At 49.5% G+C, this 14,845-nt stretch carries 15 protein-coding genes and 1 pseudogene; 8 read left to right on the top strand and 8 right to left on the bottom strand.

Features of this window, described 5'->3' with window-relative positions; translation table 11 throughout:
- Positions 1-115 precede the first annotated feature (115 nt).
- Positions 116-1,951, top strand: a complete 1,836-nt coding sequence (locus WKS99_RS04340) for an NAD(P)-binding protein (RefSeq protein ID WP_340405385.1) — start codon at positions 116-118, stop codon at positions 1,949-1,951.
- Complete coding sequence (locus WKS99_RS04335) at positions 1,945-3,690, top strand: NADH-dependent [FeFe] hydrogenase, group A6 (protein WP_340405384.1); 1,746 nt, start codon at positions 1,945-1,947, stop codon at positions 3,688-3,690. Before WKS99_RS04340 ends, WKS99_RS04335 begins: the two co-directional genes overlap by 7 nt.
- Positions 3,691-3,810: 120 nt before the next feature.
- Here the strand turns inward: WKS99_RS04335 and WKS99_RS04330 are convergent, their stop codons facing one another.
- Complete coding sequence (locus WKS99_RS04330; protein ID WP_340405383.1) at positions 3,811-4,632, bottom strand: hypothetical protein; 822 nt, start codon at positions 4,630-4,632, stop codon at positions 3,811-3,813.
- A 177-nt stretch (positions 4,633-4,809) separates the two neighbouring features.
- Between WKS99_RS04330 and WKS99_RS04325 the strand changes: the two genes are divergently transcribed.
- The 3 genes from WKS99_RS04325 to WKS99_RS04315 all read left to right on the top strand — a co-directional run bounded on the left by WKS99_RS04325 (position 4,810) and on the right by WKS99_RS04315 (position 5,740).
- Positions 4,810-5,043: a helix-turn-helix domain-containing protein gene (locus WKS99_RS04325; RefSeq protein ID WP_207721903.1), complete on the top strand. Its 234-nt coding sequence runs from the start codon at positions 4,810-4,812 to the stop codon at positions 5,041-5,043.
- Between the two features lie 152 nt (positions 5,044-5,195).
- Complete coding sequence (locus tag WKS99_RS04320) at positions 5,196-5,534, top strand: helix-turn-helix domain-containing protein (protein WP_340405382.1); 339 nt, start codon at positions 5,196-5,198, stop codon at positions 5,532-5,534.
- A gap of 32 nt (positions 5,535-5,566) precedes the next feature.
- A complete protein-coding gene (locus tag WKS99_RS04315) occupies positions 5,567-5,740 on the top strand; it encodes a helix-turn-helix domain-containing protein (protein WP_186852331.1) in 174 nt (57 codons plus the stop codon).
- 91 nt (positions 5,741-5,831) lie between these two features.
- On the opposite strand, the gene WKS99_RS04310 is transcribed toward WKS99_RS04315, so the two are convergent.
- From WKS99_RS04310 to dcm (WKS99_RS04295), 4 genes are read right to left on the bottom strand one after another with little or no spacing between them, the layout of a single operon-like run.
- Positions 5,832-6,761, bottom strand: a complete 930-nt coding sequence (locus WKS99_RS04310; RefSeq protein ID WP_340405381.1) for a DUF6119 family protein — start codon at positions 6,759-6,761, stop codon at positions 5,832-5,834.
- Positions 6,762-6,772: 11 nt separating this feature from the next.
- Complete coding sequence (locus tag WKS99_RS04305) at positions 6,773-7,078, bottom strand: hypothetical protein (protein ID WP_186852329.1); 306 nt, start codon at positions 7,076-7,078, stop codon at positions 6,773-6,775.
- A gap of 59 nt (positions 7,079-7,137) precedes the next feature.
- Positions 7,138-8,361, bottom strand: coding sequence for a DNA (cytosine-5-)-methyltransferase (gene dcm, locus WKS99_RS04300; protein WP_186852328.1), 1,224 nt, complete (start codon positions 8,359-8,361; stop codon positions 7,138-7,140).
- 51 nt (positions 8,362-8,412) lie between these two features.
- A complete protein-coding gene (gene dcm / locus WKS99_RS04295) occupies positions 8,413-9,648 on the bottom strand; it encodes a DNA (cytosine-5-)-methyltransferase (RefSeq protein WP_186852327.1) in 1,236 nt (411 codons plus the stop codon).
- A gap of 110 nt (positions 9,649-9,758) precedes the next feature.
- On the opposite strand from dcm (WKS99_RS04295), the gene WKS99_RS04290 reads away from it, so the two are divergent.
- From WKS99_RS04290 to WKS99_RS04280, 3 genes are read left to right on the top strand one after another with little or no spacing between them, the layout of a single operon-like run.
- Positions 9,759-11,108, top strand: a complete 1,350-nt coding sequence (locus tag WKS99_RS04290) for a Sau3AI family type II restriction endonuclease (RefSeq protein ID WP_340405380.1) — start codon at positions 9,759-9,761, stop codon at positions 11,106-11,108.
- A gap of 13 nt (positions 11,109-11,121) precedes the next feature.
- Positions 11,122-11,946 (top strand): hypothetical protein, encoded by an 825-nt coding sequence (locus WKS99_RS04285; RefSeq protein WP_262668991.1) that lies wholly within the window; start codon positions 11,122-11,124, stop codon positions 11,944-11,946.
- Between the two features lie 2 nt (positions 11,947-11,948).
- Positions 11,949-12,431, top strand: coding sequence for a very short patch repair endonuclease (locus WKS99_RS04280; RefSeq protein WP_186852324.1), 483 nt, complete (start codon positions 11,949-11,951; stop codon positions 12,429-12,431).
- A gap of 279 nt (positions 12,432-12,710) precedes the next feature.
- Here WKS99_RS04280 and WKS99_RS04275 read toward each other — a convergent pair whose 3' ends face one another.
- From WKS99_RS04275 to WKS99_RS04265, 3 genes and pseudogenes are all read right to left on the bottom strand, one after another.
- Positions 12,711-12,953, bottom strand: a complete 243-nt coding sequence (locus WKS99_RS04275) for a DUF6061 family protein (protein WP_186852323.1) — start codon at positions 12,951-12,953, stop codon at positions 12,711-12,713.
- A complete protein-coding gene (locus WKS99_RS04270; protein WP_186852322.1) occupies positions 12,950-13,249 on the bottom strand; it encodes a hypothetical protein in 300 nt (99 codons plus the stop codon). The genes WKS99_RS04275 and WKS99_RS04270 overlap by 4 nt, the downstream gene beginning before the upstream one ends.
- Positions 13,250-13,294: 45 nt before the next feature.
- Positions 13,295-14,528, bottom strand: a pseudogene (locus WKS99_RS04265) (plasmid recombination protein).
- Between the last annotated feature and the right edge of the window lie 317 nt (positions 14,529-14,845).

Here is a 14,845-nt window from a genome sequence, read left to right as displayed (position 1 = left end):
TTTTTGCAATCGAGGCAGGAAAAACGCTGGAAAGCAGAAACTTTTTGCCGAACTATGAAAGACAAGGAAGGAATGCTTTGCAGAACAGCGAGAAGATGTGAAGGAGGAGATCCCTTTGAGCCGATTGTCCATCGAAACGCCGGGGCGGGCCCAGACCGTCCTTTCGTGGCTCAGTCGGGACATGGAGCGCAGGATCAGTGCCAGCTCCTCTGGCCTGTGTCCTGTGGACATGTCCCTGAATTTTTTGCGGCTGTGCCACGCCCAGACCTGCGGCAAGTGTGTTCCCTGCCGGGTGGGGCTGAACCAGCTGGCCATCCTGATCGAGCAGGTGCTGGACCGCACCGCTACGCTGGAGACCATCGACCTGATCGAGAGCACTGCCCAGGTCATAGCCGATTCCGCCGACTGCGCCATCGGCTATGAGGCTGCCCACATGGTGCTCAGGGGAGTGCGGGGCTTTCGGGAGGACTATGAGGAGCATGTGGTCCACGGCCGCTGTATCTGCGGCCTGAGCCACCCGGTGCCCTGCGTGTCCGTCTGTCCGGCCCATGTGGATGTCCCCGGCTATGTGGCCCTGGTCCGGGAGGAGCGGTACGACGACGCGGTCCGCCTGATCCGGAAGGACAATCCCTTTCCCTCCGCCTGCGCCTATGTGTGCGAGCATCCCTGCGAGGCCCAGTGCCGCCGCCGGATGGTGGATGACGCGGTCAACATCTGCGGGCTGAAGCGGTTTGCGGTGGATCACGCCGCCCCTGCCGCCCCGCCGGAGCGGGCGGCGGACACTGGAAAGACAGTGGCCGTCATAGGCGGCGGCCCAGGCGGCATGACCGCCGCCTATTATCTGTCCCTTATGGGGCACCAGGTGACGGTGTATGAGCAGCGCCCCAAACTGGGCGGTATGCTGCGGTACGGCATCCCGGACTACCGTCTGCCTCAGGAGATCCTGGACCGGGATATCGACCACATCCTGTCCGCCGGAGTCCGAGTCCATACTGGGGTGTCCATTGGCAGAGATCTGACCATGGAGGACATCCAGAAGAGTTTTGACGCGGTGTACATCGCCATCGGCGCCCACAACGACAAAAAGCTGGGGCTGGAGGGGGAGGACTCCCAAAACGTCATCAGCGCTGTGGAGCTGCTCCGGGGCATTGGCGAGGGCCAGGTCCCGGACTTCACGGGAAAGAAGGTGTGCGTCATCGGCGGCGGCAACGTGTCCATGGACGCCACCCGCACCGCCCTGCGCCTGGGGGCGGACAGCGTCACCTGTGTCTACCGCCGCCGGGTGGAGGACATGACCGCCCTGTCTGAAGAGATCGAGGAGGCCATGGCCGAGGGCTGCCAAATTCTGCCCCTCCAGGCCCCCGCCCGCATTGAGGCGGACGAGGAGGGAAAGGTGGCCGCCCTGTGGACACAGCCCCAAATCATCAGCCGCTATGGCCGGGATGGCCGGCCCACTCCGGCCGGCGCCCAGACAAAGGAATTCCGCATCCCCTGCGACTACGTCATCGTGGCCATCGGCCAGGCCATCGAGGCCCAGCCCTTCGAGGCGGTGGGCATTGCCACACGCCGGGGGGCCATCCAGACCGACCTGACCAGCTCGGTCCCAGGCGTGGACAACGTCTTTGCCGGCGGCGACGCCGTGTCCGGCCCAGCCACCGTGATTCGGGCCGTGGCCGCCGGAAAGGTGGCCGCCGCCAACATTGACAACTATCTGGGCTTTGACCACAAGATCCGCTGTGATGTGGAGATCCCGCCGGCCCATATGACCAACACCCCGCCCTGCGGCCGGGTGAATCTGAAAAACCGCCATCTCTCCTGTTACAGCGGGGACTTCTCTCTGCTCAAGGAGGGCATGACACTGGAGGAGGCCCAGCAGGAGGCCAGCCGCTGTCTGCGCTGTGACCACTTCGGCTACGGTATCTTCAAGGGAGGGAGGAACACGGAATGGTGACGATGACCATTGACGGACTGACTGTCCAGGTGCCGGAGGGCACCACCATCCTGGAGGCCGCCAAAACGGCCCACATCCGTATTCCCCACCTGTGCTACCTGAAGGGGATCAATGAGATCGCTGCCTGCCGGGTCTGCTGCGTGGAGGTGGAGGGGGAGCGGGCCATGGTCACCGCCTGCAACAACCCGGTGAAGGAGGGAATGGTGGTCCACACCAATTCCCCCCGTGCCAGGACCACCCGGCGGACCAATGTGGAGCTGATTCTGTCCCAGCACGACTGCAAGTGCGCCACCTGCGTCCGCAGCGGGAACTGCCAGCTTCAAGCGATTGCCAATGACCTGGGCATCCTGTCCCTGCCCTATGAGAGCCAGCTGCCACGGGGACTGCGGGGGGCCTGGACCACCACCTTCCCCCTGTACCATGATTATAATAAGTGCATCAAATGCATGCGCTGCATCCAGATTTGTGACAAGGTCCAGTCCCTGTCCATCTGGGACCTGGCGGGCACCGGCGGCCGCACCACCATCGACGTGTCGGACAACCGGGTCATTAAGGACTCGGACTGTGCCCTGTGCGGCCAGTGCATCACCCACTGTCCCGTGGGCGGCCTGCGGGAGCGGGACGACACCCAGCGGGCCTTTGCCGCCCTGGCCGACCCGGACAAGATTACCGTGGTCCAGGTGGCTCCCGCCGTCCGTGCCGCCTGGGGCGAGGCATTTGGGCTGAAGCGGGAGGAGGCCACCATGGGCCGCATGGCCGCCGCCCTGCGGCGGCTGGGCTTCCAATATGTGTTTGACACCAACTTTGCCGCCGACCTGACCATTATGGAGGAGGGCAGCGAGTTCCTCCACCGCCTCCAGGCCGGGGGGCTGACCCGCTGGCCCATGTTCACAAGCTGCTGCCCCGGCTGGGTCCGGTTCCTGAAGAGCCAATACCCGGAGCTGACCCATCAGCTTTCCTCCGCCAAGTCGCCCCAGCAGATGTTTGGCAGCGTGGCTAAGAGCTGGTTTGCTCAAACGCTGGGGGTAGCGCCGGAAAAAATCTTCTGCGTGTCCATCATGCCCTGTGTGGCCAAAAAGGCGGAGAGTGAGCTGCCTACCATGGCGGTGGACGGCCGCCCGGATGTGGACCTGGTTCTCACGACCCGGGAGCTGGTCCGTATGCTCCGGGCCGACAAGCTGGACCCCGCCCTCCTGCCGGAAGAGGAGCCGGACAGCCCCTTGGGCGTCCACACCGGGGCCGGAGTTATCTTCGGGGCCACCGGCGGCGTGATGGAGGCGGCCCTGCGGACAGCGGCCTATGTGCTCACAGGGAAAAACCCGGACCCGGACGCCTTCGCGGCGGTCCGTACCGGGCCCGGACTGCGGGAGGCCGCCTTTGAGCTGGCCGGCACCCCTGTGCGCTGCGCCGTGGTCAGCGGCCTGGGCAGCGCCCGAAAGCTCATCGAGCGGCTGAAGGCGGGCAAGGTCCATTACGACTTTGTGGAGGTCATGGCCTGCCCCGGCGGCTGTGTGGGCGGCGGCGGTCAGCCCATCTCCGTAGAGGACGAGGAGCTGTATGGCGTCCGGGGCCAGCGGTTGTACGACCTGGACCGGGCGGAGCCCATCCGCTTTTCCCACGAGAACCCCCAGGTCCAAGCCCTGTACCGGGACTTTCTGGGCGCCCCGTTGAGTCAGAAGGCGGAGGAGCTGCTTCACACCGACCACAAGGCCTGGGAGATGCCCGGCCAGCGCCAATAGAGAGAAATAGAGCGGAAAACTGCCCGGAGCGCCCCGTTGGGGCGCCCCGGGCAGTTGGGATATAGAGGAAATTGGGTTCAAGGCGGCCTCCCATGGGAGGCCGCCTTTTTCGTGCTGGGTTCAGGCCGGGAAGCGGTAAAAGTCCGTCCCGGCGCCGGGAGTGGCCGCTATGCTCGGCGGATTCTGGCGCTCATACAGGTCGGGCTTGAGATAGTCGGGGTAGAATTTCAGGATGGCGTTTTTCAGGGCGGCGATGTCGATTTTGTCCGCCCAGTCCCGCTCCCCGTACTCCAGCAGCTCAAAGAGGGGGATGCAGCTCACCTCAAAGGGATAGAAGCAGTAGCCGAAGGTATTGTCCAGCCCCCGTTCCCGGTCGGTTGGCATGAGGGCGGCAAAGACCCTGGTGTGGAACATCAGATCTTCACGGATGGGGTAGGCCAGGGCCAGCACCCAGCCGGCGTACTCAGTCTCCAGCCAGTAGAGCCCGTTCCCCAAGCGGTCGTGGCGGAGAGGCGGTCCCCAGGGTGTGTCCGTGGGGACCGGGAGCTGGCCGAAATATTCAGGGCAGACCTCCATCCCAAAGACCCGGTCCCCCAGCAGAGATTCCGCTTCCGGTAGAGGAAGGCCGTGGTCAGCGAGATATTTGTGGGCCTCATACCGGACCACGTGCTGGCCCTTGTCGTAATAGTCGTTGGCCTCGAAGATCAGGGCGCCGTCGGGCAGGGGGGCGCCGTAGGCCCTGGCCTCCGACGAGATAGCTGGGGAGCTGGCCGTCACGACCATGTACTGGGCCACGAGAAAGGTATAACGCTCCAACAATCTGGCGGAGGCGTAGTATACCCCAGGGCACAGTTCCTCAGCGTCGATGAGAGAGCCATATTTCTCCTCCACCCCCTGAAAGCTGAACGGGAGTTCCTCAAGTTTAATTGAACTTTCTGACATGGTATTTTATCCTTTAACTGAAATGTAATTTGATTAGGGAGTTTTTTCTTTGATTACTCGAATACAGGTAATTCAAAGTATTATTATTGCTATCATGAAGACACTACTCAGGGTGAGGAGGGGCTTCAGATAGCAAAAATAGACTATGAGTATGCGCAAATTCTTGTAGATAGGATTTTGACACTTTGTCGATCAAAAGGCATATCTATTAACGGTCTATCAGAGATGAGCGGGGTTAGTCAGTCAACACTTGACAATTTTGTAAATAAAAGGACGTTTAATCCCCGTATCCGAACACTTCATCAAATCGCATTGGCGTTCGGTATGACAGTAGCTGAATTTTTAGATTTTCAAGCGCTAAATGACTATTCGTTTGAAGATTCAACCGATGAAGATTCGGCTGATGAGTAAAGACAGGTTACTGATTGTTGTACCTGTCTTTTTTATTTGTATATATCATACCATAAAAATCGGTGTATTGCTAGTAATTAAATTACAAACTTGTATATATTTTCGTTAAGGCAATTAGGGGCTACACTCTTATTAAAAGGCGGTGTAACACTGTGCCGAGAGCATTGAAAAATATAAATCTTGAAGTTGGTGCCAGAATCAAACGACAAAGACTTGCACAAAAACTGACACGAGAACAGCTGGCGAGTCTATCTGGTTACAGTGCCAATTTTATTCAGGAAGTAGAGCGTGGCCGTTCCGGATTATCATCCGAATCTATAAGAGCGTTTTCTGTTGCGCTTAAAATATCATGTGACTATCTGCTGTTTGGCGATATGTCGGAGGGCTATGGATATCTTTTATCCAAGTTAGATGCTATACCACAGGCGAAACGGAAATATGTTATTGAGATTATTGAAGCCGCCATTCAATGTGCGAACACACAAGAGTAAAGAGGTAATACAATAAAAGGGGCCTTTTTGCTATGATTCAATACAGTCCTCTATGGAAAACTATGTCAGATAAACGGGTGACAACATATACTTTGCGGGAAAAGCATGGTATGAGCCATCCCACAGTGCAGAGGTTACAAAGGAATATGCACGTATCCACATTTACACTCGCTCCTGTTTGCGAGAAACTAAGCGTTTTTAGTTAGTGGAAATTGCTTCTCATATCACTATTATCTTCATTATCGGAATAGGATAGGCTATCTGATTTTGTGTTGCCATAGTGTTGCCACAGATTTTTTAGTTCAATCTATAATTGATATAAATCATAGGGGTAAATCCTTGCAATCTTACTTCTTTCTTCCACTGATCCAATCTGTTTTTGAGCATGAGCATATCCAGCTGATTCAACTGCGGCCGCCCATCCACATCTTCGATATGTGTCTGTGTTTCTAAAACGAACCACAAAACTACCGTATTGATTTTAGGGACATTAGGCAAGTTTCCTTTTTTATACAGCTTAAGAGCAGTCAAAGATTGGTCTACAGCGTAACACAATTTAGAAGATGCGCTACCTATTTTCACCGCACACATCATTCCATCTTTGTATAAGTCCATGACCTCAATATTACAGTCGCCTATTTTCACATCAACACGGTCATAGTTCTGAAATCCATTTTCTTGCTCTCGTAGCAAGTTATACGCTCTCTCTGCATAATACTTTTGTTTCAGCGCTATTTTTATGGCTGTCTCATCCTGTCCCTGATAACGAGGCTCATTTTTCTCTTCTTCATATTTCTGGTTTATGAAATTATCGTGTTGCTCCCTCGAAAAATCAAATGCAGGATTATATTTTACTTCTATTTCAGCAATTGAGTCTCTCAGATAAGACAAATAATCATCATTATATTGATACCAAGTTCCTTTTGATAATAGACATTTTTGTCCGTCATCTGTGTAATCGATTAGATCCCTTACCTTCTTCGTTACAACTGAATGTCCATTATATAAGCTTATCACAGAAATATTCAGCAGAGTTCGACTATAATCCCAACCGTTTTCATCGCAAAATTTTTCAATTTCCGCATTTGAGAGAGATGAAATATTTTTTTGCTGTCCTCTGTAACTCAACTGAAATTCTCCGTCATTGTGGTTGAAAATTTCTGTTACACCGATAATATCCAACTCAGATATGTTAACTTGCGTTGGATTTTCAGCAATTGCCGTCAATAGATTCCCTTCTATGAATGGCCAAATGTTACTGCATATGTTATTCCATCGTCTTTTTCTACGATAATAATCCCCTTTGGTGCAGTTGATATTTCTATTGATTGCTCATGAAATTCTTCCAGTACCCAATTCCAGGCAATCTCTTTATTTTCTCCTGGACGAGACAAATATAAGGTCAGGCCAAAATTTTCTACCATCCCAGTTTCATTTTCTGATTCCAAAAAGATAGTGTCCCTAAGTTCCATTTTTTGCGCCAATTCTTGAAGAAAAAGTCCCTGCTTTTCCTCATCTATTCTGTATAGATTGATGGTCCCCACATTCTCCCCTCCTTAAAACCAACTTGTGTTCTATATGATATCATGTAATTTACCAAAGATCAAGTTATATCATTGATTATTTTTCCGATTGCACTAACTAAAGGAACTACTAACGCATTTCCCATCGTAAAATATCGCATTCGCTCCGGCATACCCTCGGTCCACCCGTCAGGGAAGCCATTCAATCGTTCACATTCAACGGGCGTCAAGGTACGTAGTTTCTTCGTTTGTGGATCTACGACCACATGGGACGTTCGGCTGACATTCGATTCGCTGGTCAACATCGTTCTGGACGGCCTATCCAAGGGTTCTGGAAAGGCTACTACGCCTTCTGAAAAACAGTAGGTACTTCCGTCCTTCCTATGACGCAGTTCGTTTTTAGCACCCTTCATATAGCGCCAACGGGGCAGGTCCTCTTCCTTGATAAAGTAACGACTGTCTATCTCTCCATCCTGCAAAATATCCCGGATAGGGATGCAATGTTCTATCTCCGGCACCACATCCACCGAATAGATACGTCCATTCATCATGGCACCAGCGTTATAAAAATATACAGACTGTTCCCTTGATAGACTTGCCATATCTTCATAACTGAACTCATCAATCCAGTTATCTAAATAAGACCTCCCATGTCCACTGACAGGGAATGCTTTTGCCAAGACCCCATCGGTCATAACATGGGTATGCATCCTTTTCACACCATATCGACAAGTCTCTTCTGCAAATTGCTTAAAAATTTCCGTATCGTTATGATATGCCAATAAGAAAGTACGTCTACGCCGCTGGGCCTGACCGTAATCAGCTGCATTGATTACACGCCATTCTGCTGCATACCCTTTTTCATAAAAACACCTGAGAATGATAGATAAGTCCCTGCCTTTTTGTTTTGCGGGAGAACGGATCAGTCTATCCACATTCTCCAGTAATACATACAAAGGTCTTTTCTTATCCAAAATTTCGTCTATCTGCCACCATAGCACACCTTTTTTACCTTCAATGCCCTTTGCCCCTTTTTTCGCAATAGAATAGTCTTGGCACGGAAAGCCACCTACCAGTAAATCATGGTCAGGAATTTTATCTTTGTCGATTGCTGCAATATCTTTGCATACATGATTATGAGATTCGCCAAAGTGTTTTGCATAACACCTGAATGCCCATTGATCCTCCGTCGACGGCTCCCATTGATTGGCCCACACTGTCTGGAATCGCTCTGAAGCCTGTTCCAGACCTAATCGGAAGCCGCCAACACCAGCAAATAATTCAACTGTTCTTATTTTCTCCATGGTAGCCTCCTATAGACAAAGGGACACACCAATAACGGTGTGTCCCTTGTCTTACATGATTTCCAACAGTTTTCCGCCCATTTTTTCAATCAGCGGCACCACAAGGGCATTACCCATGATGAAGTATCTCTGTCGTTCTGGCGTACCTGTATCTGTCCACCCCGTATCGAATCCATTGATCCGCTCACACTCCTCAGGAGTCAGGCGGCGATATTTTCCGGTGAGCTTATCTGTAATGACATGACTACTACGGTTCGCTGTACCCTCACTGGTCAACATCGTTCTGGCTGGACGGTCCAACGGGTCAGGGAAAGCAATGGCCCCCTCTGAGAATTGGTAGGTGAATCCCTCTTTTGAGGTTCGCTCGATTTTTTTAGAACCCTTCATGTACTCCCATTTCTCTATTTGATCCTGAGAAATAAAATACTTATCGTCTACGGGCTCCTCAAGAACGATATCTCCCAACAGTTTCTGTGGGCCATTATAGTCAGGACTCAGTTCTTCCGAATAAATTTTACCAGCATACATTACACCGCTGTTGTAAAAAGTAGCGTGGAACATATCGCTGACAGTGACCAAATCCTCGTACTCGTCCAAGTCCAGTTCGGTCGGCTTTTTCTTGTCGTGGTGTTCCTGTTTCACAGGGAAGCTTTCAGCAAAGAAACCATCCCTGACCAACCACTCAAACTCGCCTTCAGTTTCCATATGTTTTTTGATTCGAGCAAACTGTTTTGTTGTATCCTTGAATGCAAAAATGAAAGTACGGCGACGACGTTGTATATTTCCATATTCTGCTGCATTGATAACTCGCCACTCGACAGCGTAACCTTCATCATATAAGCATTTTAGAATAATACCAAAATCTCGACCACGCTGCTTCGTAGGAGATTTCAAAAGGCGGTCAACATTTTCCAACAAGATAAATTGGGGATGCCGCTTGCGCACGATATCGTTGATTGACCACCAAAGAACACCTTTTTTACCTTCGATACCCTTTGCCCCAGTACTTGCAACAGAATAATCTTGGCAAGGGAAGCCTCCGACCAATAAATCATGCTCTGGCACCTGTTCAATTACGGTTGAAATATCTTTATTAACGCAATGTGCATCCGCACCAAAACGCTCAGAGTAGCACTTATATGCCCACTGGCCTTTTTGACCAGGTTCCCACTGGTTCGCCCATACGGTCCGGAATACATCTTTGGCACATCTTTCGAGGCCCACACGGAAACCGCCGACGCCAGCAAAAAGTTCGACTACACGAACATTCTTTTTGTTGTTAGCCACTTTCGCATCACCTCTCAATTTGATATAATGGATATACTTCCATAATTTTGTTAGTATAGCACATCTTGACCGAAAGATCAAGCACTATTTTCGAAATCGAGGTGATTTTTGTGGAAGGAACAGCTTATACCACCAAAGCCGCTATTTTGCAGAGAGCCACCGAAGTCATCGGTGTCCCTATGAAAGACATCGATAAAACCGGGCGGATTCAGACTGGAAAAGGTGCAATTGGTACAGTTATCGAAGAAAGCTGGTTTGGCTATACTCCCAACTCTGAAGCTGAGCCCGACTTTCCTGAGGCAGGTGTAGAACTCAAGGTCACGCCTTATATTCGTAAATCCGGGAACACCCGTGCAAAGGAGCGCTTGGTCTGCAATATCATCGATTACATGACCGAGTATGATAAAACTCTTAGAACCAGCTCCTTCTGGCATAAATGCGAAACGATGTTGCTCATGTCCTATGAACACAGGTACGATGTTCCCAAGAGCGAGTACACTATCGACAAAGCGGTCTTGTTCACTTTCCCAGAAGAAGATTTGGCCATCATCGAGCATGACTGGGAAACCATCATGAATAAAGTCCGCTCCGGCAATGCCCATCTGATTTCCGAGGGCGATACGATGTATCTGGCTGCCTGCACCAAGGGTGCCAACGCAAAAAGTGTCCGCCAGCAGCCTTTTTCTGATATCCCCGCAAAACAGAGGGCATATTCTCTGAAGTCTTCTTATATGACGCATATCTTGAATGCGTACATCTTCGGGAACCAGCAAAATGAGCATATCATCAAGGATCCCCGTATCCTGCAGAAGCACAGCTTTGAACAGCATATCATCGATGCAGTTTCTCCCTATATTGGTTTGACCCAAAATCAACTCCAGCATCGATTCGGACTTGACTGTAAAGCGAAAAATCTGAATGAGGTCCTGCTGGCCAAGATGCTCGGCGTGTCCGGAAAAATCGCATATACCGACGAGTTTCAAAAGGCAAGCATCGTACCTAAAACCATCCGAGTCCGGCGTGATGGAACGATTAAAGAGAGTATGTCCTTCCCCACCTTCGATTTTATCGAGTTGAGCCAGGAGAAATGGGAGGATTCCACTCTCCGCAACTACCTCGCCCCGACAAAATTCTTGTTTGTCATCTTCCAGGAAAACGCTGCTGGTGAGTTAGTATTTGACCGTATCCAGTTCTGGAACATTCCGGACGCAGACCTTGACGAGGTCCATCGTGTTTGGGAGAAGACCGTACAGATCATTCGGGAAGGCGTGAAACTTTTTGACTCTCCCCGAGGTGTGCGAAACAACTTACCCAAGAGTTCTGAAAGTCGTGTAGCTCATGTCCGCCCACACGGAAAGAACGCTGCCGATAAATTGCCGCTACCTGATGGCCGCATGATGACAAAACAGTGCTTCTGGCTAAATAATACTTATATTGCAAATCAAATAAAAAATTGTTGAAAGGAAATTTAACATGCCACTTATTTCAATGCATGAAGTGCGAAATCGTTTAACAACAACAATTCCCCAGCAAACTCCGTACCGCACTTCCGAAAATCAAAAAATGGAAAATATTGAGAATTTTTCATCTTTGCCTCGAGAAAATCTTTCATACGGAATGACTGAAAAAAGAATTTGTTTATATGAAACTATTGCTGGCGAAAAGCTATATATGCAGTATCCCGGCTTAGAAAGTTCACGTGCAGGTAATCGAAATTTTCCTTTAGATGCCAGACCTGTATTAATAAAAGCTGATGGCTCATATGCTCAAGATATGGATTTCAAAAAAATATGGGATATTATCGATTTAATAGGACAAAACCATCGAGCCGATATAGATATTCTTGCAACTATCTTTTTACGAATTGCCTATATGATTGACTATATGCACACTGAAAACGGCTACATCTGTGAAACACTTGACATCCCGAGTGGCACAATAGTTAATACACAAACCGTTCGATTTGTTTGGAATTATCTGAGACTCGATTCCGATGTTATTGAAACGTTGAATGATCGCTTTGAATCTTTTGAAGGCATTTCTTTAGAGGGATTTTTATATTATAATGACTTATTAGCTCAGAATGAGGATTGCAAATATCACTATTTGCAAGGAAATCATTGGAATATCACGACAGGAAGAATAAATAATTGCCTCTCTCATCTAACTGTTATTTCCCACATAAGAGGTAAGATTGGCATATCTAAATTAATCGATAGTTTTCAACGCACAGGTGTGGCACCATTACCCCAATCCAGATTTAACGAAGCTTGTGGGGATCTTGTAATTCGACAATAACCATGAAACACCAGAAACTTAAAACAACACCAGCTATTTCTAAGAGGATGTCCCATGTACACCTCAAAAAAGGAAAAGCTGAAACCATTCTTGCTAAAGCCCTTTGGCACTGTGGTTATCGTTATCGACTGAATTATAAAAAATTGCCCGGTTCTCCTGATATTGCTATCACAACATATCAAATCGCCATTTTTGTGGATGGCGAATTTTGGCATGGCTACGATTGGAAGAACAAAAAAGAAAAACTGAAATCGAACCGAGAATTCTGGATTGAGAAAATCGAGGAGAATATCCAAAGAGATATCCGCAATGACAAACTGCTACTATCTTCTGGGTGGATTCCCCTTCATTTCTGGGAAAAAGAAATCAATAAGGATTTAGATGGATGTATCCAGGTCGTCCAGGATGCCATCCTTCAGGCTGAAACCCAACGTTGCGAAGATAAAGAACCTCTTTCCTCAGATTTTGATTTGACAGATTTATAGTATTTTTGTAGTATTTTCGGACCACTTATTGTCTCTGGAGCAAACGATATCTACTTCGGAGGTTTTTATTGAATAGAATCTGTTAGTATTCCTTGTTTACGAGAAGATCTGCGATGGCCTGGGGATTACGATTGAGGACTTTTTTAACTCTGAGTTGTTCCGAGATTTGGAACAGGAAATTCAATAAAAAATAACCCGCCTGCACTCGTACCGGCGTGATACGGATGCAGGCGGGTTTTCTTATCATTTCTAACGAAATCTAACCATTAGATTCACGGCTCAGTCCAGGGGCTTATACTCCGTGACTATTTTCAGGTAGGCTTCCGGATTACCGTTCAGGATCAGGTCAGCGTAAGCTGCCGGGTCATTGTAGATTAGATAGTCCAGCTCTGACCGCTCATACATGTTGCTGGCAACCTCATTCTCCACGGCAATGGTGTCGATGGAGATCGTGCTGCTATCGGCAAATTTCAGTTCGACACAGGCTGTATCCATGTTAAACGCACAGGATAAAATCTTCATTTCTGTGCTCCTTTCAGATTTTCAGTGTGTTTCTTTGCCAGATTACTGCACTTTTGACAGCGTTCTTTACTATATAGGGCGGTCAGTCGAAAGCTCAAACGACCTTTCCTGATTTCAAAGGTCAGTCCGCCTTGCTCATCGTCATCGGCCTGGCAGCACTCCTGGGGGTATTTGAGCGCATATTCTGCCAGCCGATTTTTAAGGTCTGTGTTGTGGGTCTGTACTTCTATCATATCCCCTTGCTCATCAAAAAAGATGGCAGTTGTTTTCTGCCTCTTGGTAAGGCCTGTTGTCATAAATACCTCCTGATTTCTGAATTTTTCTTCGGCTCTACACGGAAATCAACGATTTTCTTCTCTTGTCACCGTTTTAGACCGTTTGCGACCAAACAAGTGCCACAAATCATGCCGGTCGATCACATTTTCATAGCTGCGGAGCTTGCCCCGAAGCTCGTCATTTTCCTTCTCTAATTCGCTGGCACGCAGCTTTCCACGGACAGACTTGTATTCTGCCAGTTCAGCGGTCAACTCAGCGATTTTGCTTTTTAGCTCCGAAATCAGTTTGTTGGCAGCATCCAGCAGCTTTTGCAGATGCCGCTCTTTCTTCTCCTGAGTCACATATTTCTTGGCGGCAGTGGCAAGGCTTTCGTATTCGGAGCGCTCCAGCATCACCTTAGAAGAAAAAGGTACAGCCTTTGCTTCGATTTTCTCAACGTTCTGAACCGCCAACTGCTGCTTTTGAACTTTTTCAATTTTCTTATCCAGCGTTGCTGCTTCCTGAACTTTCTGTGCTGTCTGTTCCGTCAACTCTTCCAGTCGTTCCTGTTCCTTCATCACCTTAAACTGGGTCACGGTCAGATGTTCTTCACTGCTGCCTCGCTCTCCACGCTGGATGTCGCTATAACCAGCAAGCTTGCATGGCGTTGAAAAAGTTATCCTGCAAAACAGTGTAGGATTTTTTCAGAACTTTCTTGCCCGTCTTGGTCAACAGTGGCCGTCCCTGTCCATCCGAGGCAGGCTGAGAGGCCCACTTCTTACTGCTGCTGACCTGCAACACAGTCTCTTTCACGGTGCCCACCAGAGATTTGTCCTTGCACCGCTTCGACCATAGAATCTGCTTTTCTACCACCGGGATGTAGACCACATGAAGATGGTAGTGAAATACATCCTTGCCCAAGGCTTCTGACATAGCTCGGTTTCGCTCATCGGCGTGCATAACCGCAGACAGAATGTACTGCTCACCGCCCACAATCTCCACTGCCGCTTTGTAGGCATCCGCATAGAACTGTTTGGCAAAGTCATAGCCACCGTGGTTGTAAAAATAGGCAGAGTTTACATCGAAGATCAGCTCTCCGAAAAGGTGTGCATCTTCTTTCAGACCTCTTGTAGAGATCGCTCCATCGGCTTTCATTTTATCAAACATCTGCTGATATCCAGCGGTTGGTTTCTTGAAGTGGATATTCAGAGGAGTGCGTTCCGGGACGATGTCCTGGTTGGTGTAGGACTCTTTTTCCCATTCATTGTGCCGCTGTGCGTTTCCAATTTTTACGGCAGTCAAATATGCGTTTCTTGCCATAGAACTCCTTTCCTGTTTGTACGGCCTGCGGGCCGGGGATGCACTTTTTCAAAGTGTAATAACCCACTATGACACTTTCACTGCGTGCAAAGATGTCGTGGGCTCTCCGAGGGGGCGTGCGGCTCCTGCGGGAGCCTGCCGAGCTTGCAATGGCTATCCACCACTGCAAGCTCGGTGCGCTCACCAGCCTCGATTAATCATCGTTTCTGGTTCCCGCTATCTGGGAAAATTCACCGGATTTTCTCAGATAAACCACCGTCAATCTGTGGATCTCTGGTGGGGACGAGGGATGCGTTTTGGGGTTCTGTGACGGTTGT

The organism is Flintibacter sp. HCN-6482, assembly GCF_037892565.1.
Classification (GTDB): domain Bacteria; phylum Bacillota; class Clostridia; order Oscillospirales; family Oscillospiraceae; genus Lawsonibacter; species Lawsonibacter aceti.
Note: the sequence above shows the minus strand (reverse complement) of the source record. Positions and strands in the feature narration are given on the sequence as shown.

Excerpts from the sequence above, each read along its gene's own strand:
- WKS99_RS04335 (WP_340405384.1), top strand. The coding sequence starts at position 1,945 with ATGGTGACGATGACCATTGACGGACTGACTGTCCAGGTGCCGGAGGGC.
- WKS99_RS04330 (WP_340405383.1), bottom strand. The coding sequence starts at position 4,632 with ATGTCAGAAAGTTCAATTAAACTTGAGGAACTCCCGTTCAGCTTTCAG.
- WKS99_RS04315 (WP_186852331.1), top strand. The coding sequence starts at position 5,567 with ATGATTCAATACAGTCCTCTATGGAAAACTATGTCAGATAAACGGGTG.
- dcm (WP_186852328.1), bottom strand. The coding sequence starts at position 8,361 with ATGGAGAAAATAAGAACAGTTGAATTATTTGCTGGTGTTGGCGGCTTC.
- WKS99_RS04285 (WP_262668991.1), top strand. The coding sequence starts at position 11,122 with ATGCCACTTATTTCAATGCATGAAGTGCGAAATCGTTTAACAACAACA.
- WKS99_RS04280 (WP_186852324.1), top strand. The coding sequence starts at position 11,949 with ATGAAACACCAGAAACTTAAAACAACACCAGCTATTTCTAAGAGGATG.
- WKS99_RS04275 (WP_186852323.1), bottom strand. The coding sequence starts at position 12,953 with ATGAAGATTTTATCCTGTGCGTTTAACATGGATACAGCCTGTGTCGAA.
- WKS99_RS04270 (WP_186852322.1), bottom strand. The coding sequence starts at position 13,249 with ATGACAACAGGCCTTACCAAGAGGCAGAAAACAACTGCCATCTTTTTT.